General features: G+C 48.9%; 20 protein-coding genes and 1 riboswitch. Of the genes, 4 read left to right on the forward strand and 16 right to left on the reverse strand.

Annotation, left to right across the window (positions count from 1 at the left end):
- Nucleotides 1-2: 2 nt before the first annotated feature.
- The 6 genes from ADU23_RS00665 to liaF all read right to left on the reverse strand — a co-directional run bounded on the left by ADU23_RS00665 (nucleotide 3) and on the right by liaF (nucleotide 5,867).
- Complete coding sequence (locus tag ADU23_RS00665; protein WP_053377396.1) at nucleotides 3-695, reverse strand: response regulator transcription factor; 693 nt, start codon at nucleotides 693-695, stop codon at nucleotides 3-5.
- A gap of 83 nt (nucleotides 696-778) precedes the next feature.
- Complete coding sequence (locus ADU23_RS00670; RefSeq protein ID WP_053371977.1) at nucleotides 779-2,461, reverse strand: S1C family serine protease; 1,683 nt, start codon at nucleotides 2,459-2,461, stop codon at nucleotides 779-781.
- Nucleotides 2,462-2,657: 196 nt separating this feature from the next.
- The gene (locus ADU23_RS00675) at nucleotides 2,658-3,065 is read right to left on the reverse strand and encodes a YugN family protein (protein ID WP_053371978.1); all 408 of its coding nucleotides are present in this window, start codon (nucleotides 3,063-3,065) and stop codon (nucleotides 2,658-2,660) included.
- A 70-nt stretch (nucleotides 3,066-3,135) separates the two neighbouring features.
- Complete coding sequence (locus ADU23_RS00680) at nucleotides 3,136-3,801, reverse strand: response regulator (protein ID WP_053371979.1); 666 nt, start codon at nucleotides 3,799-3,801, stop codon at nucleotides 3,136-3,138.
- Nucleotides 3,798-4,832, reverse strand: a complete 1,035-nt coding sequence (locus tag ADU23_RS00685) for a sensor histidine kinase (protein ID WP_053371980.1) — start codon at nucleotides 4,830-4,832, stop codon at nucleotides 3,798-3,800. The genes ADU23_RS00680 and ADU23_RS00685 overlap by 4 nt, the downstream gene beginning before the upstream one ends.
- A 6-nt stretch (nucleotides 4,833-4,838) precedes the next feature.
- A complete protein-coding gene (gene liaF, locus ADU23_RS00690; RefSeq protein WP_053371981.1) occupies nucleotides 4,839-5,867 on the reverse strand; it encodes a cell wall-active antibiotics response protein LiaF in 1,029 nt (342 codons plus the stop codon).
- Nucleotides 5,868-6,130: 263 nt separating this feature from the next.
- Here liaF and ADU23_RS00695 point away from each other — a divergent pair, with 263 nt between their 5' ends.
- Nucleotides 6,131-7,426, forward strand: a complete 1,296-nt coding sequence (locus ADU23_RS00695) for an ammonium transporter (protein WP_053371982.1) — start codon at nucleotides 6,131-6,133, stop codon at nucleotides 7,424-7,426.
- A gap of 69 nt (nucleotides 7,427-7,495) precedes the next feature.
- Here the strand turns inward: ADU23_RS00695 and ADU23_RS00700 are convergent, their stop codons facing one another.
- The 10 genes from ADU23_RS00700 to metA all read right to left on the reverse strand — a co-directional run bounded on the left by ADU23_RS00700 (nucleotide 7,496) and on the right by metA (nucleotide 18,442).
- Nucleotides 7,496-7,879, reverse strand: a complete 384-nt coding sequence (locus tag ADU23_RS00700; RefSeq protein WP_053371983.1) for a hypothetical protein — start codon at nucleotides 7,877-7,879, stop codon at nucleotides 7,496-7,498.
- An 81-nt stretch (nucleotides 7,880-7,960) separates the two neighbouring features.
- Entirely contained in the window at nucleotides 7,961-9,277 is a 1,317-nt protein-coding gene (locus ADU23_RS00705; RefSeq protein WP_231637281.1) for a methyl-accepting chemotaxis protein, read from the reverse strand.
- 209 nt (nucleotides 9,278-9,486) lie between these two features.
- The gene (locus tag ADU23_RS33905) at nucleotides 9,487-9,615 is read right to left on the reverse strand and encodes a hypothetical protein (protein ID WP_269433050.1); all 129 of its coding nucleotides are present in this window, start codon (nucleotides 9,613-9,615) and stop codon (nucleotides 9,487-9,489) included.
- A gap of 62 nt (nucleotides 9,616-9,677) precedes the next feature.
- Nucleotides 9,678-10,280 carry a 3D domain-containing protein gene (locus tag ADU23_RS00710; protein WP_053371985.1) on the reverse strand — a complete coding sequence of 201 codons (603 nt, stop codon included), beginning with the start codon at nucleotides 10,278-10,280 and terminating at the stop codon, nucleotides 9,678-9,680.
- Nucleotides 10,281-10,341: 61 nt separating this feature from the next.
- Nucleotides 10,342-12,279 carry a threonine--tRNA ligase gene (gene thrS, locus ADU23_RS00715; RefSeq protein ID WP_053371986.1) on the reverse strand — a complete coding sequence of 646 codons (1,938 nt, stop codon included), beginning with the start codon at nucleotides 12,277-12,279 and terminating at the stop codon, nucleotides 10,342-10,344.
- 442 nt (nucleotides 12,280-12,721) lie between these two features.
- A complete protein-coding gene (locus ADU23_RS00720) occupies nucleotides 12,722-13,654 on the reverse strand; it encodes a putative sporulation protein YtxC (protein WP_053371987.1) in 933 nt (310 codons plus the stop codon).
- Nucleotides 13,655-13,855: 201 nt separating this feature from the next.
- Nucleotides 13,856-14,992: a cyclic dehypoxanthinyl futalosine synthase gene (gene mqnC, locus ADU23_RS00725; RefSeq protein WP_053371988.1), complete on the reverse strand. Its 1,137-nt coding sequence runs from the start codon at nucleotides 14,990-14,992 to the stop codon at nucleotides 13,856-13,858.
- A gap of 166 nt (nucleotides 14,993-15,158) precedes the next feature.
- Complete coding sequence (locus ADU23_RS00730; RefSeq protein ID WP_053371989.1) at nucleotides 15,159-16,331, reverse strand: trans-sulfuration enzyme family protein; 1,173 nt, start codon at nucleotides 16,329-16,331, stop codon at nucleotides 15,159-15,161.
- A 3-nt stretch (nucleotides 16,332-16,334) separates the two neighbouring features.
- On the reverse strand, nucleotides 16,335-17,498 hold the full coding sequence (locus tag ADU23_RS00735; RefSeq protein WP_053371990.1) for an aminotransferase class I/II-fold pyridoxal phosphate-dependent enzyme: 1,164 nt from the start codon (nucleotides 17,496-17,498) through the stop codon (nucleotides 16,335-16,337).
- A 26-nt stretch (nucleotides 17,499-17,524) separates the two neighbouring features.
- Entirely contained in the window at nucleotides 17,525-18,442 is a 918-nt protein-coding gene (gene metA / locus ADU23_RS00740; protein ID WP_053371991.1) for a homoserine O-acetyltransferase MetA, read from the reverse strand.
- 100 nt (nucleotides 18,443-18,542) lie between these two features.
- A riboswitch (SAM riboswitch) is annotated at nucleotides 18,543-18,649 on the reverse strand.
- 304 nt (nucleotides 18,650-18,953) lie between these two features.
- Between metA and corA the strand changes: the two genes are divergently transcribed.
- From corA to ADU23_RS00755, 3 genes are all read left to right on the forward strand, one after another.
- Complete coding sequence (gene corA / locus ADU23_RS00745) at nucleotides 18,954-19,889, forward strand: magnesium/cobalt transporter CorA (RefSeq protein WP_053371992.1); 936 nt, start codon at nucleotides 18,954-18,956, stop codon at nucleotides 19,887-19,889.
- Between the two features lie 151 nt (nucleotides 19,890-20,040).
- Nucleotides 20,041-20,943 carry a LysR family transcriptional regulator gene (locus ADU23_RS00750; protein WP_053371993.1) on the forward strand — a complete coding sequence of 301 codons (903 nt, stop codon included), beginning with the start codon at nucleotides 20,041-20,043 and terminating at the stop codon, nucleotides 20,941-20,943.
- A 36-nt stretch (nucleotides 20,944-20,979) separates the two neighbouring features.
- Nucleotides 20,980-21,789, forward strand: coding sequence for a histidinol-phosphatase (locus tag ADU23_RS00755; RefSeq protein WP_053371994.1), 810 nt, complete (start codon nucleotides 20,980-20,982; stop codon nucleotides 21,787-21,789).
- The last annotated feature ends 37 nt before the right edge of the window (nucleotides 21,790-21,826 follow it).

The following is a 21,826-nucleotide window of genomic DNA, read 5'->3' on the forward strand; positions in this document are numbered from 1 at the left end:
GCTTAACCTGCCTCTCCGCGTAGCACATAGCCGGTGCCGCGAACCGTCTGAATAAGACGGTTCTTGCCTCCGTCCTCTACCTTCTGGCGCAGCATCGCGATGTACACCTCCAGAACATTCGATTCTCCGCTGAAGTCATAACCCCATATTTTCTCCATAATCGCATCACGCGTAAGGACGCGGCGCGGATTCTGCATGAACAAAAGAAGCAAATCGTATTCCTTGGACGTGAGCTCAATGCGCCGTCCGGAGCGGACCGCTTCCCTAGCATCCATGTCCAAAATTAAATCCTCATAGAGCAGCTGATTGCTAGATTTCTCGATCTTATCGGATTTGCGCCGCAGCAGCGCCCGCGCACGCGCCAGCAGCTCCTCAAGCGCAAAGGGCTTGACCAAATAGTCGTCAGCGCCAAGATCTAGACCCTTCACGCGATCGATCACGTCATCCTTCGCCGTTAGCATCATAATCGGCACCGTGCTTCCGCTCTCGCGCACGCGGCGGCAAACCTCCCAGCCATCCACCTGCGGCATCATGACATCAAGTATAAGCAAATCGGGCTCTGTCTTAAGGAGTACCTTAAGCCCTTCCATCCCGTTTGACGCCGTAGTTACCTCATACCCTTCGAAGGCTAAACTTCTGCGAAGCAAAGAAATAATTTTATCATCGTCATCTACTACTACTATATGTTGTCTCATCTGCTTGTCCCCCTCTATTTGCAGCAAAAAACGCAGAGCATGCTGTCTCTCTGCGCCTTTTGTTTCCATCCATTGCTTAACCTTTATTGAGCGCCAAGCGTATTTTTGTCGCCAATCTCAACCTGAAGCTTCATATCGCTGCCTTTGCGCACGATGTTCAGCTCGATTTTATCGCCGACTTTTCGTTTTTGTATCTCAGCTATAAGAGCCTGCGTATTCGCATATTCCTTGCCGTCAATGCCCACGATTACGTCGAACTGCTGAAGCTCCGCCAGGTAAGCTGGAGAATTGTAGTATACATTGCGAACGATAGAGCCTTTCACTTTGTCCATGCCAAGCTGTTTTGCAATATCAGCCGTCACGTCTTGAAGCTCTGCACCAATGTAAGGCGCTGCCGGCTTAGGAATCGATTTGTTATTTTTCAAATTATCGAGCACTTCCTGGATCGTGCTTGTCGGAATCGCAAAGCCGATGCCCTGCGCTTGCGAGCTGACTGCGGTATTGATCCCTACAACCTCGCCGTTTACGTTCAGCAGCGGACCGCCGGAATTACCAGGGTTGATCGAAGCGTCCGTTTGCAGCAAATGCTCGTATTTGCGCTCGCCCTGTGTATCTTGGATATCGATTGGACGCTCTTTCGCGCTAAGTACGCCAACGGTTACCGTGTGATCGAAGCCGTATGGGTTGCCGATTGCAACGACCCAGTCGCCAATATTAATATTGTCGGAATTGCCAAGCGGTAGCGTTGGAAACTCTTTGTCGCCAGTCACTTTAAGCACCGCTAAATCCAAATCATAGCTGGAACCGAGCAGCTCAGCCGTAAACGGCTTATCATACCCTTGAACGATGACCTTGATTTGATCCGACTCGCCAACCACATGCTGATTGGTCAAAATATAGCCGGTTGAATCGAAGAAGAATCCTGTTCCAATGCCGGATTGCTGCATTTGGCCTTCATCATTTTGCTTGCCGGCATCAGGTGCCGTTGTGCCTGGATAGTCATCTCCAAAAAATTGGCGGAAGAACGAATCATCCAGCATGCTGCCGCTGTTGCTGCGTTTTGCCGTATTTACGTATGTCTCGATTTTCACGACAGCCGGGCTTGCCGTTTCGAACAATTTTGCAATGTTGTCCGGTCTAGCAGCTACTGTCGATGCGCCGCCATTGTTCGTTGTACCCGCAGCAGCCTTGGAGCCAGAACCGCTCGATTGTATATTTGACGCTAAAGCCTGCTCTTTCGTAAACCAATTGTTTACGTCCGACGTATACATCAATCCGCCAACTAAAATAACACCGGCGAGAAACGATGCAAATATCGCTTTAAAGGAAGTGCGGCGCGGCTCCCGTACCTGCCATGGTCCCTTGGAGGACTGCGGCGAAGGCGTAAAGGAACGAATTTGCGACTGCTGAGGCGCTCTCGGCGCAGCTTGCTCCATCTCCGTTAGCGATTCCGGCTGATTCTCAGATGGCTGCGCATATGCTGAATCCGCAGCCGGGCTGCTTGTATTTCCATAAGGCTGATCTTGGATCAGCTTAGGCTTGTCAGTCTCGTAGCCAGAACGCGGCTCGCTGCTATCCTCCTGCGAGTTCGCTTTAAATGGACCGTAAGAATAGTAGTAAGAGGGCTTCGGGGCTTGCTCCTGCGTCTCTCTCGAGCTTTCCGGCTCAGCGTTTATCGTGCTTTCGTTATGGCCTGCTGTGCCTTGCTCATCGTCATTTTTGCGAAAAAAATCGTCAAAGCCCTTTTTGTTGTTTTGATCGTCCATGTACGTTCTCCTCCTTGAATCTTTATTCCATCATGCCCAAAGCTTCAACGTTTGGATACATGTTCATTTGATATAGTTCTATCATGCACATTCTACCTTAAAACAAACTTAAAAGGAATTTAAACAGAAATAAAAAAAACGCTCCAAATTGATTTTGGGAACGTTTTTTTGATCATTACTCATTTAAATCTTTAGCCTAAAAAAGCTGCTCAACCTCTTGGAGCGCTTGCTTGGCTCGGTCGATCCACTGCGGCTCCACATCAGCATCGGGATTAGACGGCGATTGGAACTGATCAAACAGCGCACCTACTACGCGTACGGATGCTTCGGGATCATTCCCCTCCCGGTACAGATGCTTAAGCACATAAGGAGTGCCTAACTTTATTTTCGCCTCATTATCTACTTCTATGCTATCGATATTTCCGACCAGCACCTCAAAAGGGATTCGAAGCCATACTTTATGGTCTTCATCCAGCGAACGGTCAAAGGACCCTCTGTCATATTCCCAATTGCCGCCAAGCGTAAACTGCTGCGATTCCAGCAGCTCCTTCGTCTCAAGAAAATGTTGCTCCCGTGATTCCAGCACGGATGAAATAGGGATCATGACGGCTGCTCCTTTACACTAGCTTTTTTCTATTTTGGCTAGTAGGTAGTATACCCGTCCATTTCTTCCTTTATGTGCGATTAGCCCAGCCTTTGCGATGCGCGAGCACAGCAAGCTGCGTCCGGTCATCAAGCTCGCATTTCATAAGCAAGTTGCTGACATGCGTTTTGACCGTTTTCACGCTAATGTGCAGCTCTTCGGCAATCTCTTTGTTGGACTGGCCGTCGGCAATGAGCAGAAGCACTTCTTTCTCCCGCTCCGTTAAGCCCTCATCGCCAGATTGAGCCGTGCGTTGGCGCAAGCCTCTCGTTAATGCTTGGGATACATCGGCAGTCATGACCGGCATTCCTTTGAATGCACCGCTTATTGCGTAAATAAGCTCCTCTGCGGATACCGTCTTGAGTACATAGCTTACAGCGCCGGCTTCAATCGCGCTATATACCTTATCATCCTCAAGGAAGCTTGTCAGCATCACGATTTTCATATCCGGAAATTTGGACACAATCGCTCTTGTTGTTTCGATCCCGTCCATGCCCGGCATCATTAGATCCATCAAAATAATTTGAGGCCGCTTCTCCTCCGTACTCGCTGCAAGCATATCGATAGCAGCCTGTCCGTTGCTCGCTTCGGCAATGACCTGAAATTTCGGCTCCAGCATCAAGTATGTCCGAAGACCCGTTCTTACCATATCATGGTCATCAACGATCATAATTTTTATTAGCTCAGTTCCGCTCATGATTCCTGCTCTCCCCGCAACATTTTAGGTATCGTGACCTTAACTCTCGTACCGCCTCCGGGCTTGCTCCAAATCTCCGCCGCTCCGCCAAGCTTTTGTGCCCGCTCCTGCATCGTCGATAGCCCATAGGACCCCCGCTTCACTTCATCTGCCTTGAACCCTGCCCCGTCATCCTGCAAAATCATGACGACCTGCCGTTCATTATCCGACAGCGCAAGCGTACAGCCCGTTGCTCCGGCATGCTTCACGATATTAGCCATCGCTTCCTGCGCGATAAGAAACAATTGAAGCTCCTTAGCCTCGGATAAATGCTCCTTCAATCGCCATTCCAGCTCGCCCTGCAAATTATTTTGCCGGCAATAATCAGGAAACCATTTGTCTAACGCTTCATATAAAGTCCGTCCTTCAAGCTCCATCGGCCGCAGCTGCGCGATGAAGTTTCGCATTTGCTTTTGGGCGAGGTTGGACATGTTCACAAGCTGCTCCAGCACGGAGTCGGCACGTTCCCGGTCGACCTGCTGCAGCTTCGGCAGCGACGAGGCGCACATATGAATCGCGAACAGCTGCTGGCTTACCGTATCGTGCAAATCACGCGCAAGCCGTTTGCGCTCTTCAAGAACCGCTGCTTCGTTAGAAGCCGATTCGGTCATCACATATTCCTCACCGCGCATTTGCAGCCATTTCATCTTGTCTTCCATTTGCTCGGCCAGTTCATTAAACTCGCGATATACTTCGATAAAGGAATTATGCCCGCCTTCCGTAATCCGCACGCCGAAGTTGCCGTTGGAGGCTTGCTTCAACGACAAATGGAGCGTATCGATGCGCCGACCGATGCGCTGTGCGGCCCAATAACCGAAGGCTGCGCTCACAAGCAGGAAGACGGCTGCTGCCCCAAGGCGCGCTTCCGTCTTTCCCGTTTCATCTACTAAGCCTATCCACGTCACTGCTCCAAGCACTAGCGATACGACAGCTGCAATGACGAACATTCCGATGAGCTCCCACTTTCCGCTCCTCAAAAACCGAACCATCATAACAAGCTACCCCACCTTCGTAACGCGGACATCACCAATAAATGTGCTGACGATCAGCTTGATTTTTTTGTCAGACTCTTTATAGGAAGGCGATTGGATGTTGATATTCGTAAACATGCCGCCCTCTTTCTGTCCAAGAATCTTCACGTCCCCGATGAAAGCGCTGGATACGACCTGCACGCCTACCTCGTAATCGTTCGGCACATATACCTTTACATCTCCTATAAAGGAAGAGATATGAATTTTCGTTTCACCGTTTGAAACTTGAGCCTTCGTTAAATCAAGCACCGTATCGCCAATGAAATGCGAAATGTTAAGCGGCTTCAAGTCCCAATAATCATGGCCGATGTGAATATCGCCGATAAACCCGGAACGCGTCTGCACATTCGAATCGCCATGGCTCCACCACTCTACATGCTCTTTATGATTTCTTTTCCACTCATGGGCGTTTCTTTTCATCTCAGACTTGTGATGATGCTTCCACTCCCTGTATTCCTTCTTGCTTGCAGGATAGCTTTCAAATGGAATGTCGCCCAAGCTTGCGCGTTTGTCTTCTTGGGCGTGCAAACCATCAGGCTCAGGCGGCGCCTGCAATGGATCTGGGTGCAAAGGCGGTGCCGGCGGAACCGATGATTGGTCTTGATAAGGGCGATACGATTTCCAGTCATCCTTCGGCGGCTCATTACGTCTGGATTTAGGTCTCCATATTAAATTGATTCCGACTAAAATGACGACGACTGGCCAAATATAAGGAACGATATCGCCGATCGACCAAGAAAACAGCTCCAGATTACGTCCTAAAAATATAAATCCAATCAGCAGCACGACTGCTCCCCACCAGCTTGAGCCAGAGCCATGCGTCCGGCAAGATAGCAAACCTCTGATGCCGACAATAATGAGGATAACAGGCCAATAGGTAGAAAACAGATCACCAAAATCAAAGGTCACATGACCCGTTTGCCTGAGCAAAAACAATACGCCAACTGCAATAATGATTAATCCGGTGAATAACCGGTTTGCGAAATTTCCGTTCAAGCGGCCCCAGCTCCTTACGATTCCATCGTCGTTTGATAACCCTAGTATAACGGACAGCACGAAATAGAAAAAGGGACGGCCGATTGAAATTGCAATCAGTCTCTAGACCGAGCTTTTGTTGATTCTATCCATTTCAAACCTAACATGCGTCATGAAACATCACGCACAGCGTTGACATTGCTTACTTCTTCTATTTATAATGATGAACGGATTAGGAGAATAGAGATATCCATGTATGAATATGAGGAACAGGAGATGAAGCAATGGACGTTATCGAACTGTCAAAGGGACTGGATACGATCTGGGTCGTTTTGACAGCAGCCATGATCTTGCTCATGGAGGGCGGATTCGCTTTGCTCGAAGCAGGATTCGTCAGGCAGAAGAATGCCGTCAGCATTATTATGAAGGTGTTTGTCGACATCGCTTTCGGCGCACTCGTTTTTTACTTTTTTGGATTCGCTCTCATGTACGGGAAGGATGCCGGCGGGTTGATCGGAACGACTGGCTTTCTAATAAATGGGGACCTCTCCCACATCGTATTAAATATTACTCATGAAACGTATTGGCTATTCCAATGCGCGTTCGTTATCGCCGTTATCTCGATCGTGTCCGGCGCGGTTGCGGAACGCATTAACTTTAGAGCGTATATTTTGTTAACCATCGCAATGACCGGCTTCATCTATCCACTCGCGGGACATTGGGTTTGGTCCGGCAGCGGTTTTCTCGGCAAGCTTGGCATGATCGACTTTGCCGGTTCGGCCGTCATCCATGCTTTAGGCGGCTTCTCGGCGCTTGCGGCGGCAATCTTCATTGGTCCGCGTATCGGCAAGTTCAGCGCGGACGGCAAGGTGAACATCGTACCGCCTTCCAATCTGCCGCTCGCATCCGTCGGCGCATTTATTCTTTGGTTTGGCTGGTTCGGCTTTAATGCCGGCAGTACGCTCAGCGCAACTAACGGCTCGATCGGGCATATCGCCATTACGACGATGCTATCGGCAGCCGCGGGCGGCGCAACCTGTATCCTGTTCACGATGTTCCGCTATAAAAAAGCCGATCCTCCGATGGTCATTAACGGCTCGCTTGCCGGTCTCGTAGGCATAACGGCAGGCTGCGCCTTCGTGTCGGATATCGCAGCCATCGGCATCGGCGCCGTATCAGGAATCGCCATGGTGCTCGTCACGGAATGGCTGGAGAGCAGACAAGTTGATGATCCAGTCGGCGCATTCGCGGTTCACGGCATCAGCGGCAGCATCGGTACGCTTGCAGTCGGTTTGTTCGCGCTTCCGGAATTAACAGAGGACGTCGGCAAAGGCTATTACGGCTTATTTTACGGCGGAGGCTTTAACTTGCTGGGCGTGCAAGCGCTCGGGCTAGTAATCGTATCCGTATGGGGCTTCCTCTTGACATGGGCAGCACTTTGGCTTATTCGCAAGATTATGCCTGTACGCGTCTCCAAGGACGAGGAGCTCGTCGGCCTTGATGTCGGCATTCATGGCGTTCCGGCTTACAGCCAGGAGCATGATTTCCTCGATTATGACCGATTGCGAAACAGCAAATAAACCAAAAGAACCGTCTATGCCCAAAGCGGGCCAAGACGGTTCTTTCTTATATAGGGCGACGATGCGCGATTATTCGTTCATTTCATTGGCTAGCTCATAAGAGACGGTTACGATGTCAGTCGGCGCCGACACATTCTTAATGGAGCGTGCGCTTTCGATCTCTAAGCGGAGCGCGCGAACCTTCTCCATCGGTTTTCTTACAAAATGAATATATTCAACGGCTAAATGATGATCAGGCTTCTTGCCTGACAGCATTCTTCTTAAGGTAGACATCGATTGGTAGGCGCGGTCTTCCATCAGTCTTCTCTTCTCATAACGCTCAACCATCTGTTCAATTTCGGCTATTTCCTGCTCTTTCTTAGCTACGTAGGCATCGATAAAAGGAAAAACCTCGCCCGCTTTACGATGATGGGCAGCAATTACAAAGCCTGAATGAATGATCGGATCTGTCATGAGAATTCACCTGTCTTGTCATGTTATTATTTCTTACATATATAATCATACAACAAACCAGGGCCATTTGAAAACTGTTTTTTATGCGATGGAAACATCTGCACCAATTACGCCAACTACGCTGCCGTCCTCACCGTATATCGGAACAGACACCGTAATGCAGTGCTGCTTCGTTATCGCAGATACGTAGGCCTCCGATTGAAATATTTGCCCACTAATCGCACGCTTCCACCATTCTCTCCCTTTTGCATTCAGAAGTCCCGCTTCAGGCAACGAGAATACGAACGAACCATCAAGGCGGTTGGACCAAATGGCTTCAATATCAGGCTTTGCCTTCAGCAGCGAGGTCAGCTTAGGCTCATGCTTTGCTTCCTCCAACGATAACAATTGAAGATCGGCGGCAGCCGTCTTCAGCCACTCTTGGATCGCGGCGACGTTCACATGAATCGCTTGCTTTGCCCGCTTGAAGCCTACCTGATCAATTGCATGCGACAGATCGAGCGACGACTTGCGCAGATTACGGCTGATCCGATTCATATTGCCGATTTGCCCGCGCTGAAGCTGCGTCATTCGCAGCGTGCTGTCCACGCTTTGCAGCGTCTCATTAACGGAATCTACGACATCCTTCAGCATCTCGGTCGATTCCGACATATGGCCGGTCTGCTGCTTGCTAGCTGCGCTAGTCTGCTCTGCAAGCTCGTCCACCTCATTAATGCGCGAGAAGATCAGATCCATGCGGCTCTTGTTGACCGCCATCTCCGCTACGCCGCGCTCGACCGACAATTTCTCATTATCGACAGCCTCCACGACCTGCTTCACGCCCTGCTCAATCTGCTCGACGAGCGACGAAGAACGTTTTACAGCTTCGCCGCTTTGCTCCGCAAGCTTCTTGATCTGCTGGGCAACGACGGAGAACCCGCGTCCGTATTCCCCTGCATGCGCCGCTTCAATGGAGGCATTGAGTGCCAGCAGCGAGGTTTGCGATACGATTTCTTGAATGAATTGATTAATTTCGTTAATGTATGAGGTCTGTTCAATCAATTGGCGAATATGCTGCTCCATCAAACGGTTATTGCTGCTTAGCTCCTTCATGACCTCATCAGTGCTCGTTAACGAACGGCAGACATCAAGCACAACTTCCTTTGTTTCCTTGCTCTTTGTATTCAAATGCGCAGAGGCTCCGCTAATTTGTTCAGCCGCCGAGGCAACCTCCTGTAGCGCGGAGAACGCTTCTTCGATCCGGTTCATTGCATTGGTGCTGTTCGTGCGAAGCTGCTGCTCTTGCAGTGCCGATTGATCGGCGACCTCGGTCAATTGTTTTGCCGAATGGTCAACCTCATCTACAGCAGCGCTTAATTGGTCCGATATAACGACAGATTCGTTTAAAAGACGTGACATCCGGGCCTGCTCTTCCGATCCAGATGAGTCCGTTGTTTTCGATTTATGGCTACGTGAAAACCAACCTGTAGTGGCACTCATGTCAGGTTTTTTGCTCCTCTCGCAAGCTGATACAAAATTTCCCTAAATTATATATCAGCCTTAGGCAAAAGAAAAGAGGAACCGCAAGGGTTCCTCTGTAATGGCTCGTTATTGCATGGCAAAAAATATTACTTCTCAGCTTTTTGTTGAGCTGTGTTTGCCGCTTGTTTGCCAGCAGCGTTGTTCTGGTTAAGCTCTTCCGCGAATTCTGCATTGTATTGATTGTTTTGGGCTTTGTTGTTTTTGTTTTTAGCCATTGTAATCACCTCCCCGTTTCATTTGATAGTATGGCATTCCTGCCGCTTATTATACGAGTTTTTCACGATTCCAAATACGTCTGCGGGATCGGTTTTCCGGCTTCGATTGCCAGATTGATTTTGTTCAGCCAAGCCTGTGAAAGCTTGCCTGTGCCTCTCCGCAGCACCTCTACGTGAACCGTTCGCTTGCCCCATTGCTCGTACACCTGTTTGATCGTTTCGAAATACAGATCGATGCGTTTTCCCTTTATAGCCGACCCGGTATCCGCCACTACGCCGTAGCCATAGCCCGGAATGTAAAGCAAGGTGCCGATTGGAAAAAGCTTCGTATCCGCGGCAATCGTCGACACCTGATCCCTGCGCACCTTAACGCCTGAATACGTTATGCCATATAGGGGGTGCCCTGGACGTTTGCCCGTCGATTCGACGCCTGCTGTATAGCCTGTGGCTACGACTTCAACCGTATTCGGCTTCAGCTTTTTTGAGGGCCCTGCGGCTTCTCCCTCATTATTTTTGCTCGCCAGCTTATCACCTGAGGCTGCTTGCTTTGGCGGCGTTGCTTCAGCCGACGCCGAGCATCTGGCTGTATTTAAACCGATAACGATAACTGACAGAAACAGCAGTAAGGTTAGTCCTCTTTTGATATAAAAAAAGCTTGTGACCATCTGGGTTACTTCCTCCTCAGAAGAATAATGCCCCGATGGCACAAGCTTTATGCGTTATTTATTATTGTTCTTTATCTGCGATTTGCTTCTGCAGCAGCGCAATCAGCTCTGCTAACGGCATGGAGCCAAGATCGCCTTCGCCGCGTTTCCGTACGGAAACCGCTTCTGCTTGCATTTCATTCTCGCCAACGACCAGCATATAAGGCGCTTTTTCAAGCTGCGCCTCGCGGATTTTGTAACCCAGCTTCTCATTGCGCAGGTCGCTTTCAACGCGTATGCCGCTTGCTTGAAGCTGCTCAGCCACTTTGCGAGCATAACCCTCGTAAGCAGTCGATACCGGAATAACCTTTGCTTGTACAGGCGACAACCAAAGCGGAAGTGCGCCTGCAAAGTTCTCGAGCAAGAATGCAGTCATTCGCTCCATCGTACTGATGATGCCGCGGTGAATAACGACCGGACGATGCTTTTTGCCATCCTCGCCTGTATATTCAAGCTCAAAGCGCTCAGGAAGCAAGAAATCAAGCTGTGCAGTCGACAGCGTTTCTTCTTTGCCTAGCGCTGTTTTGATTTGTACGTCAAGCTTAGGACCGTAGAATGCCGCCTCGCCTTCTGCCTCGAAGAACGGAAGCTCAAGCTCTTCCACTACCTCGCGAAGCATGCGCTGTGACATTTCCCACATTTCATCATTTTGGAAATATTTCTCCGTGTCCTTAGGATCACGGTAGGACAACCGGAAACGGTAATCCTTGATGCCAAAATCTTCATACACTTTGCGAATCAAATTAACTACGCGTGCGAATTCCTCTTTAATTTGATCCGGGCGACAGAAGATGTGAGCATCGTTCAGCGTCATTGCCCGTACGCGGTGCAAGCCAGTAAGCGCGCCAGACATCTCATAACGGTGCATCGTGCCAAGCTCGGCAATCCGAACCGGGAGATCGCGGTAGCTGCGCATGTCGCTTTTGAACACCATCATATGATGCGGACAGTTCATCGGACGCAGAACAAGCTCCTCGTTGTCCATAATCATTTTCGGGAACATATCCTCGCTGTAGTGCTCCCAGTGACCGGATGTTTTGTAAAGCTCTACGTTCGCAAGCACCGGCGTATAGACATGCTCATAGCCTAGTCTTTCTTCAAGATCAACGATATAACGCTCCATCGTTCTGCGAAGCTTCGCGCCGTTTGGCAGCCATAGCGGCAAGCCTTGGCCAACCTCGCGCGAGAACGTGAACATTTTCAGCTCGCGGCCGAGCTTACGGTGATCGCGCTTCTTCGCTTCCTCAAGGAAGTGGAGATGCTCATCGAGCTGCGCTTTTTTCGGGAACGCCGTACCGTAAATCCGCTGCAGCATTTTGTTTTTAGAATCGCCGCGCCAGTATGCGCCAGCCACGCTAAGCAGCTTGAAGGCTTTAATACGGCCTGTCGAAGGCAGATGCGGTCCGCGGCAAAGGTCAAAAAACTCGCCTTGGTCATACATCGTAATGACGGAATCAGCAGGAAGGTCACGAATGAGCTCCAGCTTCAAATTGTCATCCAGCTCGGTAAAGATCGCAAGTGCTTCGTCTCTGCTGACAACGCGGCGGCGAATATCAAGGTTTTGCTGAACGATCTTCTCCATTTCCTTCTCGATCTTCACAAGATCCTCAGGCGTCAAAGACTGTTCCATATCTATGTCATAGTAGAAGCCGTCCTCGATCACGGGACCGATGCCAAGCTTAACATTCGTATTTCCGTAAATGCGCTTGATTGCCTGTGCGAGCAAATGCGCCGTACTGTGGCGATATACTTCAAGGCCGTCAGCCGATTCAACGGTTACGATCTCAATTGCCGCATCCGCCTCGATTGGCGTATACACATCGACTACCTTCCCGTCGATTTTTCCGGCAATCGCATTTTTTCTTAGTCCCGAGCTGATAGAGCCCGCTACTTCTTCAATTGTTGTGCCTGCAGCATACTCTCTTACCGCGCCGTCCGGCAAAGTAACTTGAATGGCCATTTTCGTTCATCCTCCAGTTTGTCTGTAAGCAAATCGCTTCATTGTTTAGTTCCCGTTCCAAGCAAAAAAGAGCACAAAAAAAGCACGCATCCCTAAAAAAGGGACGAGTGCTTGTGTGCTCGTGGTTCCACCCTACTTCAACTGTGCCAGCATCAACAGCTCATGGCATGCAGTCCTTGTATGATCTGGTAACGGAGAATTCCGGTACAGCTTACTGCTACAGCTAAGCTCGTGAAGAGCTGCCATAGGTTAGGCCATACAGCTAAAAAGGGGTATATCTGCGGACATTATGGAAGGAAATTGCAGCCAAGTTTCCTCTCTCTGAGCCAAACATCATGAGCAGATACATGTCTTTATCATTGCCGATTAGAACGTATATGACTGTCATTATAGCTTGACTTGCGCGATTGGTCAAGGCTATAGGACCAGCTGAAATATTTTCCTACGGCTGAATGAGCTCATCCAGGCTGCTGCTGCAGGATGCGCATTGCACGCATACGGTTACCCGCTGATCAAAGATCGTTTCAATCGTTCGAATGACCTGCATATCCGGCTGCCTCGTATGAATCGTAATGTGGTTTGGCGATACAGCGATCAGGGAGCTGATGACCATATCCTCGATATTCATCTCGGTCTCGAGCATTTCGGCTACGATACGGTCGGTTGGCGGATTCGGGTCAAGCAGCTGAAAGCTCTCATCATAGAGCATGAAGTCATGCCCGCCCTTGTGAAGCAAATGAACCATCGGCAGCTTCGTATCTTGAAGAAAAACAAAATATTTTAACAGGGAAATAAACTCCTGATATTGTTTGTCGAGTACATATTCGTCTAACGCATATTCAACAACCTCGGCTAGTTCCTTTCGATAAGGCTTTAACCGGAAAGTTGTAAAGCCAGTTACGTTAAGCTGCGTATTCTCCTGCAAAAATTGCTCAACCTCAGTCGTCACTTTGCCCTTGCGCCTTAATCGGTCAGCATCCAGAAATTTAGTGCCAAGGCTATCCCACTCTTTGCCGTGCAGAAGATCATGACAATATCGCTCAATAGCAGCAGCATCGGTCGAATGGCTATTTCGATACTTTCTGCGAATAATAGTTGACAGCATGGTTGGTTCAAGCTCGCTCACCACAAATTCGGCAATCGCCTTCGCTGCCGCATGATAGACAGCAGGACCATGCGTTTTAAGCTGAAAATGCGGCAATATGGCTTGGCAGCTGACATCCTGATCGGATATCGGCAAAAATTCAACGATGGCTTGCCGCTCCTTTTTTGAGCCAATATGTAAATCGTCGAGCACTTGTTCCTTCAACAAATTCGTAAGTTTATCCACCGACTTTTGGAGGCTTGTAGGCAAAGAAATCGTAAATAGCTCCATAGGCTCACCCCTTTCGTTCCTTATCAGTATATGGTGCGGCGTTCGGGGATATACGATGAAGACATTGGAATGTAAGGGAATCAAGCCGCAGCCTGGCCTAGAAGCAAGACATAGCAAAAAACGTCTGCCAAACCATTCCTCTCGCGTGGAGAAGAACGTTCAGCAGACGTCTTTTATTGAAGCTATTTGGATAAGCTGAAATTAATTTTGCATGACAAAATCCAGATCAGCTTTGTCTGTTTCGTTGTACATTTTCAAAATATTATATTTAGTATCCCGCTGAGCCGGGATTTTGCCGCATTCGCGAATGAGCTGAAGAATAAGTTCGATATTTACTTTATGAGTCGTTCCTGCAGCCGAAACCACATTTTCTTCAATCATGGTGCTGCCGAAATCGTTGCAGCCGTAAGAAAGCGAAAGTTTGCCCATCTCTGGCCCCATCGTCACCCAAGACGATTGGAAGTTAGGAATATTATCGAGCATAATGCGGCTAGCCGCTACGATGCGAAGATATTCCTCAGGCTTTGCCTTCTCCAGCTTAAGGTTCGTATTATCCGGCTGGAATGGCCATGATATGAACGCGAGAAAACCTGTTGAATCATATTTGTTCGCAATACATTCATCTTGAGCGTCGCGGATACGAAGCATATGCAGCGCCCGCTCTTCTACTGTCTCGCCAAGTCCATAAACCATCGTCGCAGTCGTGTTCATCCCATGGCGGTGTGCGGACTTCATAACGTCCATCCAATCCGTCCAAGAGCCTTTCATGCGGCTGATTTTGCGGCGAGTGCGGTCATCCAAGATCTCGGCGCCGCCGCCAGGCAAGGAATCGAGTCCCGCTTCATGAAGCTGTCTGATGACCTCATCCAAGGAAAGACCATCCGATACAACCTTCATCTTCTGAATTTCAGCAGGCGAGAAGGAGTGCATCGTAATGCCCGGAAATTGCTGTTTGATTTTGCGGAGCAGATCCAAATAATACGTAAACGGCAAATCCGGATTCGTGCCGCCCTGCATCAATATTTCGGTACCGCCAACATTAACAGTCTCTTGAATTTTTTTCAAAATCGTCTCATCCGGAAGCACATAACCTTCCTTAGAGCCTGGAGCGCGATAAAAAGCGCAAAAGCGGCAATAAACATCGCATACGTTCGTATAGTTAACATTTCGACCTACAACAAATGTTGTTATAGGATCTGGATGATGCTTAAGCATGATCTGATTCGCAACATGTCCCATTTTCTCAATCTGATCTGAAGCAAGCAGCTCCATGCCCTCTTCGAGCTCAATTCGCTCGCCGCGCAATGCTTTATCCAATATATGGTCTAACGTTCCCATTCCGCAAGACCTCCTTAGTTCCGTTCTAGGTAGACAACCGATCACTTAATCCTAACATAAATCTATATGCCAAGTCACTTGCCATATGATGCCCTCACAGTCTAAAATGCGGAAAAACACGGCGTGTCCGTTAGAACAACCGTGCTTTTCTTCCATTTCGTCCTATTTAGGCGCGAAGTGCTTGGTCCAAATCCTCGATAAGATCCTCGATATCCTCTAAACCAACCGAATAACGAACCAAACCATCCGTAATGCCGCGTGCATGCCGCACTTCTCTTGGCATTGCCGCATGAGACATCATCGCCGGGTAAGAAAGAATGCTCTCTACTGCACCCAGGCTTACCGCAACCAAAGGAATCTGTACCTTGCTTAGCAGCGATTTGGCGCGTTCGCCGCTGCCGACATCAAAGGATACGACAGCTCCGTAGCCAAGCGACTGCTTCTCATGGATTTCTCTGCCCGGATGATGATCTAGGCCCGGATAATAAACAGCCGTTACTTCCTTATGCTCAGACAGCCATTCAGCCAGTCTGCGCGTACTCCGCTCGCTGTGCTCCATCCGAGCCTTCAGCGTCTTCATGCCACGCATCAACAGCCATGACTCCTGTGGGCTAAGTACGGTTCCCATGCCGTTTTGCAGCTGCTTCAACCGTTTGCCGAGACCTTCGTCCGCGGTAACCGCAAGCCCAGCAAGCACGTCGCTGTGGCCGCTCAGAAACTTAGTTGCGCTGTGCAGCACGATATCTACGCCGAGCTCGATCGGGCGCTGATGATAAGGGGTCATAAACGTATTATCAAGCATCGTGAGCAAGCCATGCTCCTTCGCCCATGCCGATGTCTCGGCTATGTTCGTAATTTTGAGCGTTGGATTCGATGGCGTCTCCATAAATACCGCTTTTGTATTAGGCTTAAGCGCAGCCTTTACCGCTTCGAAATCGGTCATATCCACGAAAGTAGATTCGATGCCCAGCCGATCCAAAATCGTCGTAAGCAATCGGTACGTTCCGCCGTATACATCCTCGGTCACGATGACATGGTCGCCTGCGGAAAGCAGCAGGAAAGTGGTCGAGATCGCAGCCATGCCTGATGCGAATGCGAAGCCGCGCGAGCCGCCCTCTAGCAGCGCGATATAATCCTCTAACGCTTGGCGCGTAGGATTGCCGGAACGGCTGTAGTCGTAGTCCGGCGGATTAAAGATATCATGATGATGGAACGTTGATGCCTGATAGATCGGAACGCTCGACGCTCCCGTATGCTCATCAATTTCCGCTCCAAAATGAAGCAGCTTCGTTGCAAAACGGCGATCCTGAGGTTTCACTTTGTTGTTGTCGTTGCCCATCGGTTATTGAACCTCCTCGATTTCGCGTTTTGCAGCGGCCAGCGCTTGTTCCAAATCACCGATCAAATCGTCGGCATGCTCGATGCCGACCGAGAAACGAAGAAGACGGTCGTCGACGCCGATCGCTTGACGAATTTCGAGCGGGATGTCCGCATGCGTCTGAACCGCAGGATAGGTCATCAAGGACTCAACTCCGCCAAGGCTTTCGGCGAATGCAATGAGCTTAATATGGCGCAAAATCGGCTCTACGTAACGGGCATCCTTCAAGCGGAAGGAGAAAATACCGGTATTGCCAGATGATTGTTTGTTCTGGATTTCATGGCCAGGATGATGCGGCAGCGCCGGATAATAGACATCCTCAACTGCCGGGTGCTCAAGCAAATAATTCGCGATTGTTGTCGCGTTATGTTGATGGCGCTCCATCCGAAGGGCCAGCGTCTTCATGCCTCTCATTAGAAGCCAAGAGTCCTGCGGTCCAAGCACCGCACCGATGGAGTTGTGCAGGAACGCCATTTCGGCGGAGAGCTCCTTGCCTTTCGTTACGATAAGGCCGGCAAGCACATCGTTATGGCCGCCTAAATATTTGGTCGCGCTATGGATGATAATATCAGCGCCCAGCTCGATCGGACGTTGGAAGAATGGCGTTAGCAGCGTATTATCGACGATGGTGAGCAAGCCCTTCGACTTCGCCCATGCAGCTACGCGCTCGATGTCGGTAATCATCATAAGCGGATTAGTAGGCGTCTCGATAAGGACCGCTTTCGTATTTGGCGTCCAAAGCGTAGACATCGCATCGATATCATTCGTATCCACATACGAAGCCGTTACTCCGAATCTGGACATAATCCGCTCCAGCAAGCGGTAAGTGCCTCCATACAAATCAAGCGACACGATCAAGTGATCGCCTTGGCTGAACAAGGCAAAAATCGTTTGCAGCGCTGCCATGCCGGAGCTACAGGCAAATGCCGCATCTCCCGCTTCCAATTGCGCTGCAGCTTCCTCTAGCACAGCCCTTGTAGGGCTTTTGGTGCGCGCGTAATCAAAGCCCGTGCTTTGGCCAAGCTTCGGGTGACGGAATGCGGTCGCCTGATACACGGGAAAGCTTATCGCTCCGGTTACAGGCTCTTTAATGGATCCGATCTGAGCTAAATGGCTTTCAATTTTCATTGTAAATAGCACTCCCTCGTCTATTGTTAAATGCCTGCTCCCAAATCAAACGGCGTTTGCTGGTAAACATAATAGTTAAGCCAATTCGAAAATAACAGATTCGCATGCGCGCGCCAAGTGGACAGCGGCAAGTTGGCCGGATTATCGCCCGGGAAATAGTTTCTAGGCACATCTATCGTAAGCCCTTTGGCTTTATCGCGGTCATATTCAAACTTGAGGGAAGTTGGATCGTATTCGGAATGGCCTGTTACAAAAATTTGTCTGCCATCCTTGGATGCAACGAGATATACGCCAGAATCCGGTGATTCAGATAAAATATCGAGTGTCTCATGCTGCTCGATATCCTCGCGGCGCACTTCCGTATGACGCGATTGCGGGACAAAAAACATTTCATCAAAGCCGCGGAGCAGATTCACATTACGTTTCTCTACCGTGTGCGGGTAAACGCCGAACATCTTGCTGTCCAAGTTGTATTTCGGCACGTTGAAATGGTGGTACAGCCCTGCCTGCGCGGCCCAACAGATATGGAAGGTAGATGTGACGCGAGTCGCGCTCCAGTCCATAATTTCTTTTAGCTCTTCCCAGTAATTGACTTCCTCAAAAGGCATTTGCTCAACCGGCGCGCCCGTAATGATGAGTCCATCATAATATTCATGCGAAATCTCATCGAACGTTTTATAGAACGATTCCAAATGCTCGGCTGACGTGTTTTTTGAAGTATGCGTCCTAGGGTGAAGCAAGACGACCTCGACCTGCAGCGGCGTATTTCCAATAAGCCTAAGCAGCTGCGTCTCTGTCGTTTCCTTAGTCGGCATTAAGTTCAGGATGGCGATGCGAAGCGGTCTTATGTCTTGTTGGAAAGCGACGCTCTCATCCATCACGAAAATGTTCTCGTTGTTTAAAATTTCTTTGGCCGGTAAGTTGTCTGGTACTTTAATAGGCATGTTGTTCACTCCTCTTTAGGCAGTATGACCGCTTGAACATGAAAAAGACCCTTTCTGCTGTGAGAAAAGGTCGTATGCTCAGTAAATAAGCCATCCGCCTCTCTCATCTCTCAGAAAAAAAATTCCGCAAGAATTAGCACCGTGCGTATTTAAACGCCGGTTGCCGGGCTTCATCGGGCTAGTCCCTCCGCCTGCTCTTGATAAGAAAGTAGTCTATTCAATTATTCGCGGTTACATTTCAATTTCACTTTAATGCATATTGTCAATCGCGTCAAGAAGGACCTTGCCGTAAGCTGAAAAATTAGCTGAAATTTCGTTGTTTTAATGCTTGAATGTAAAGCTTATGCGGGAGTATACTAGACAAGAATTATTTCATTTATTCCATTAATAAAGGGGTGCATACGGACATGGAGGGCGACAGACCAAAGCCTGAAAATGATCGAATACGGTTACTGCCGGCCAGGTCCATTTCAGCCGGCAGTTTCCTCTAAGAAAAAAGGAGTGACTCCGGATGAAAATACGTCTCGTTAGCAATGGCATTTTCACGACTATTGACGATATTAATGAAACACTTATCCCTTCAAAAGAAGGATTTTACTGGATCGATGCCGATGTGGAGGACCTCGCTATATTGCAGCCGCTGTTCAGCATGCATGATTTGGCCGTAGAGGATTGCCTCAGCGAAGAGGAGCAACGTCCAAAGATTGAAATTTACGAAAGCCATTATTTTATCGTCATTAACAGCATTCGATTTGATGATGAAGAAATTTTCCTTAGGGCGCTGAACATTTTTCTCGGCCGCCACTTTATTATAACGGTAACCAAACAAAAAATTAATGAGCTTCGCTCCTTAAAGCCCGTCCTTTGGGAGCAAGAGGTCAGCCGTCCCGATTATTTCTTGTACCACCTCGTCGACATGGTTGTCGACAACTATTTCCTCGTCGGCGATCGTATCGATACCCGTATCGAAACGCTGGAAGAGGATATTTTGATGCACACCAAAAAATCGCATTTGAACGAGATTATCGGTTTGCGCGGCGAAATATTATGGCTCAAGAAGGTGCTTGGACCTCAGCGCGACGTAATCGCAACGCTTAATAAGAAGGATCTCAAGCTTATTGACGACCAACTGCAAAAGTATTTTAGCGATATTTATGAAAATGCGCTAAAAATCGCCGAGTCCTTCGATACGTACCGCGATCTCATGGGCAACTTGCGCGAGGCTTACCAGTCCAGCGTCTCGAACCGCGCCAATGAAATTATGCGCGTGTTCACGGCGATTACGACGATATTCATGCCTCTCACTTTTATAACCGGCATCTATGGGATGAACTTTGATTTTATTCCTGGCCTCCATCTTCAAATGGGCTCGTATATTTTACTCGGCATTATGCTGCTGCTCGGCATAAGCATGTTTTACATTTTCCGCAAGAAAGAATGGTTATGACGCCTGTTCGATTTAAGAGCAAGGGCTGCACTCGCTTTTGGCAAACGATGCCTGAGGCGAACGCAGCCTTTTTTGCTGTAATTTCATCTATCCATTATAATAGTAAGATACGCCTTTAAGCATTTATGTATCTTTGAAAGGGGGGATTGACGTGAACATGAGCCAGCTTGAAACACTCCTTACGATATCCAAGACGATGAGCTTTCGAAAAGCGGGTGAATTGCTGAATTTAACCCAGCCTGCCGTATCGGCGCAAGTCAAAAGTTTGGAGGATGAGTTCAAGACGGTCCTTATCGATCGTAATCAACCAGTCACTCTAACCGATCACGGACAAGTTTTTTTGCAGCATGCGGAACAGATCCTTACGATTGTGGAAGAATTAAAACAAAAGCTGTCCGATTTGAATCTAACGCCTCAAGGACATATCCTCCTTGGAACAACCTCTTCGATCGCGATCCAAATTTTACCGCGAGTCTTGTCTTATTTTCAAAACCAATTTCCTTTAATCAAAACCACTATACATTCCATGCCTTCTTCTCAAGTTATGACAAGCGTCGAAAATGGCTCGGTTGATATCGGGATTACATACCTGACCGAAAAAAACGCGAACGTTACCTCCTCCGTTCTGTATTACGATACGTTTGAGTTCATCGTGTCCCCTACGCATCCTATGAGCAAGCTGACGCATACTACGGTTGATACGCTGAAGGACATACCGATGATCATGCTTGCACCGGATACGCTTGGCCGGCGATTCGTCGATCAAATATTCCGTAAATACAACATTCAGCCGAATATCGTCATGGAGGTCTCAAGCAGCGAAGAAGTAAAACGAATGGTGGAGATCAATTTGGGCGCTGCCGTCGTATCCAAGCTTTCGATTGCCAATGAGGTGCGGCTCGGAACGCTCAAGATGATCAAGGTGAACGAGCTTGAAACGAGTCATCCCGTCGGTGTCGTCTACAAATCGGGGCGTTACATTAATACGGCGCTGCAGCAATTTTTAAGCGACTTAAAGGGCATGCCCGAGCATCAATTCATTAGCAGCGAATAAAAACATACAACTTCAGAGAAACAAGGAGAGATTATAATGAAATTTGACTTGCACACCCATCATGTGAGATGCGGCCACGCTAATGGCACGATTGAGGATTACATACTTGCAGGCATAGATGCTGGACTTCAAGCAATCGGCATCTCCGACCACTCGCCGTATTTTTTCCATGCAGAGGATCAGCCTTTGCCCGGCATCGCAATGGCTAGAAGCGACTTCTCAAGCTATGTCGAGGAAGTGCTGCGTTTGAAGGACAAATATACGGGGAAAATAGAAGTACTGCTTGGCATGGAATCGGACTTTTTCCCTGAATACGCGGATAGCTACCGGAAAGCGTACGAGGGCGTTCCGTTCGATTATTTAATCGGCTCCGTTCACCAAGTAAGCGGCGTCAGCATTTTCAACCGAAACCGTTGGAAGGGCTTGAACGAAGAGCAGCATGTTGCAACAAAAAAAGATTATTATGATTTGATTCAGCAGTCCGCGCGCAGCGGAATGTTTGATATTTTGGGACACATCGATGCCATGAAGGGTTATTATCCTGCGTTTTCAGATATTCCGGCCAATGCAGAAATTGACGAAGCGCTTCAGACGATTTCTGAATGCGGCGTTTCCATTGAAATCAATACGTCCGGAAGCACCAAGGATGTGGGCGGCTGGTATCCGTCGGATGCGATTTTGGAGCGTGCGCTTCACTTTGGGGTGAACGTAACGTTTGGATCGGATGCTCATGTGCCAAGCAGAGTCGGCGACGATTGGGAGCTTGTACAAAAAAGGCTGAAGGAAATCGGCTTCAAGCAGTGGGTATTTTATCGCAAGCGCCAGCAGGTTATCGTACCGCTGTAAAATTGCGAATGTAGACAAAAAAAGTGGACCTGCACGC

This window comes from Paenibacillus sp. FJAT-27812, assembly GCF_001273905.1.
Taxonomy (GTDB): Bacteria; Bacillota; Bacilli; order Paenibacillales; family Paenibacillaceae; genus Pristimantibacillus.